At 45.9% G+C, this 3,260-nt stretch carries 3 protein-coding genes; all 3 read left to right on the top strand.

What is annotated here, in order from left to right; all coding sequences use genetic code 11:
• On the top strand, positions 1-1,790 hold a 1,790-nt coding region (locus IY568_RS24210; RefSeq protein WP_194868949.1), incomplete at its 5' end, for an RHS repeat domain-containing protein.
• Positions 1,775-2,215 carry a hypothetical protein gene (locus IY568_RS24205; protein ID WP_138539868.1) on the top strand — a complete coding sequence of 147 codons (441 nt, stop codon included), beginning with the start codon at positions 1,775-1,777 and terminating at the stop codon, positions 2,213-2,215. The genes IY568_RS24210 and IY568_RS24205, both read left to right, overlap by 16 nt.
• A gap of 338 nt (positions 2,216-2,553) precedes the next feature.
• Positions 2,554-2,904: a hypothetical protein gene (locus tag IY568_RS24200; protein WP_194868948.1), complete on the top strand. Its 351-nt coding sequence runs from the start codon at positions 2,554-2,556 to the stop codon at positions 2,902-2,904.
• Positions 2,905-3,260 lie beyond the last annotated feature (356 nt).

Raw genomic sequence — 3,260 nt, 5'->3', positions numbered from 1 at the left:
AAACGTTCGGGTATGACAGCCTGAACCGGGTTACCAGCAGTGCGATATCAGGGGGGCCGAGCACCACAATCAGCTATAATGAGCTGGGTAACATCACCTATAAAACAGGTGTGGGCCATTATCATTACCAGTCGAGCCGCCCCCATGCGGTGACGAAAGTCACGGGTGACAGAGCCAATACCTACCAGTACGATGCGGCGGGTAATATGGTGAAGGACAATGCCCGAGAGCTGGTATACAACAGCTTCCACAAGCCGGTTTACATCAAAAAAGACAGCTACTGGATGGAGTTTGCCTACTCGGGTTCTGGTAAGCGCTATAAGCGTACTGAATTTGGTGGTGAAAAAGGTTTGCTGTTGCCTATCCTCAACGGGGATATCAGCACCTTTATTCCAATCGCACAGGAAACCCGTTATGTGGGTAATGTGGAGTTCGTTCGCTATGGTGGCCAGAGCACCTGGGTGAGTAAGCGCTACATTGCGGGCAAGGTACTTATTACCACAGTGAACAATCAGGCGACAACACGCTTTATGCTGGACGACCATCTGGGTTCAACGCATGTGATTGCGGATGCCAGTGGTAAGAAAGAGCAGGTGATGAGCTTTGATGTGTTCGGTGCACGGCGAAACGCGACCACCTGGGCGAGAGACTTCAGCGACCAGAATAAGTTCACCAGCAAGCTGACACTACGTGGTTACACGGGTCATGAGCAGATGGATGAAGTGGGCCTGGTGCACATGGGCGGGCGTATTTACGACCCAATCCTGGGACGTTTCTTACAGGCAGACCCTATGGTGCAGGCGCCGAATAATATTCAGAACCTGAACCGCTACTCGTATGTAATGAATAACCCGCTGAATAAGACCGACCCCAGTGGATATATCTTTGCCACGATAGCAATTTGGGCACTGAATGCGGCAATCACCCAGGGAATTATCACGGGTGTGACAGCGACTGTACTCAGTGGTTTGCTGACAGCCTATTCATACTATGGTTACGCAAAGCTGGCGGTGGGTATTATCCAGGCAGCGAATCAGGGCGGAACGGCACTGGCGAACTTTGCTGGCGGCTGGGCCAAAGGGTTTGCGAAAGGTCAGGCGGTTACCTGTATGCTGAATATGGCAGCCGGTGGAGGCTGTGTTGATGGGTTAGAGACTAAGCAGCAAGGTAATAGTCAGACAGATGGTAATACTGCCCAACAACAGCAAACCCGTTCGAGAAATAGCTCTGATGAGCAGCCTGTTAAGTATAACCGGGGTGGTAAAGAGCGTTTTAGTGATGATGTTATTAAGAAAATCAACACCGATATTAAGAATGCAGCTAAAAATCTGAAAAGTTATCGTGAGAGTGCCGAGTCGTACAGTGTAGATGATGCTGTAGGTGACTTTGCGTTTGAAATCGATACTATTGCTGAAAAGTATAATATTGAAATTGGCGCTATGATTACGGAGTCAAATGGTAAAGCTGTTATAGGTGAACTACAAACTCAATTTGAATCTGAAAGTGTTGGCCTGTCTGTTGTTTCTGGTGCTGTCGCTGATGTACACTCCCATGGCTCGTCTTTTTATCGTTTACTGAGCCCATCAGATATCCAGCAGACTACACGTAACACTTATATGACAGCGAGTGGCAGAATGATGGCTAAGTTTGACTATGACGGGTTTAAAGCTGCTGAAAAAGTGACTCCAGGGATCACTGAAAAAGGCTTCTTGTATGGTCATGATTACACTGACTGGGTAAAAAATGGCGATCAATATGTGGGTGATGATTACGAATGGTTAAACAAATAAGAAGTGTAGTAGCTAGTATTGTGATGCTAAGTGGATTGTTGTCAAGCTGTGTACTCAGCGCAGCACCACAAAAAGTGTCTTTTTACGACCTTATAGTGAATAAAGCTGATTATCGAGGAAAGGAGGTCTCTGTACAGGGGGTTGCCTCGACAGGAAGCAAAGACATGTATTTATATGCGAGCTTTGAGGCTTATAACCACTATGCATTTAATAACAGTTTTAAGCTATCTATTGCGCAACTGGATGAGGAAATCAGAAAGGAGTTCGAAGGAAAGTGGGTCGAAGTGATCGCAACGTTTGATTATGTTGAGAACACTCAAACTTCTGGCAGTTTAACAGTCGTGAGCTATTTAAAACGATTGCCGGATAGGGCGGGTAAGACTTCGAGATATGCCATATATCCACAGGAAATTAAAAAACCATAACAAAAAGCGCCAGCCCTTCAAGGCTGGCGCTTTTTCGCACTGATTTATATTCTTTCAGTGAGTTGTATCGTCTGATAGGTAACTTTCTGTTTGAATCTAACCACCGTCAAGGTTCACGGTGAAGTAAGTACAACTACTACTGAGGTACTTGTGACAAAGAACAAGTAACTTAAATCACACTACTGCATTTAAAAAATAAGCGACTGAGTTAGTTACAAAACCTGAGGTTGCTGCTGCGAGGTTTGTTTCTTTGTTAATACAAGTGTGAATTTAAAGTTTTTTTAGTGTTCCTTTTTAGGTATCATTGTACCGATAACTCTCAAAAGGACATAATAATAATGAAATTTTCTACACTTGCTATCTCCGCTTTATTTATCACTTTCGCCGGTCAGGCTGCTGCAAGCTGCAATAAGTACAGCTGTGAAGGCGTATCAAACGCTGTATTTTCTTCGGTTGTTGCAAACACCACTCAGGTAAAAGTGAAGTTCCCTCAGGGTACTAATGCCACTTTGGCTTGTAACCTGGACCAGGAAGAAGCGGCTGCACTGAATAAAACCAGCGAAAACTATCGCAATATGCAGTCTATGCTACTCACGGCTGTTGCCGCGAACCTGCCCGTTAAGCTCACTTTTAATCAGGCTTCTGCGAACTGCCAAATCGATGAAGTTGAAGTGAAGGTGGTTGAATAACACCACCGACCGAATTGTCGATACGGCTATACCTCTGTGCTCAAGTCAGAGCACTGCATTCAGGTATCCTGATTTTGTGTGCAACAGGCTGCCTGTGTCTCTGTGACACTATCAAGGTCCCGGGTGAGAATTACGCTCATTCTGGGTCTGCCAGCGCGCGTGATGTGTCTTCAAACTGAATGTGTGTAAATGCAGACAGGTATTAACGTCAGATAAAAATAAAAAACAAAGTGAGCAAACATGTTTAAGTACAAAGGAACCCTGGCCCTGATGCTGGGGGCTTTTAGTGTGTCGGGACAGGCCAGCCCGGTCACCCCCAGCAGCGATGTCTGGGGAGACAGTAACGGCCACCTCTA

This window comes from Pseudoalteromonas sp. PPB1 (genome assembly GCF_015356275.1).
GTDB lineage: Bacteria > Pseudomonadota > Gammaproteobacteria > Enterobacterales > Alteromonadaceae > Pseudoalteromonas > Pseudoalteromonas rubra_D.
Note: the sequence above shows the minus strand (reverse complement) of the source record. Positions and strands in the feature narration are given on the sequence as shown.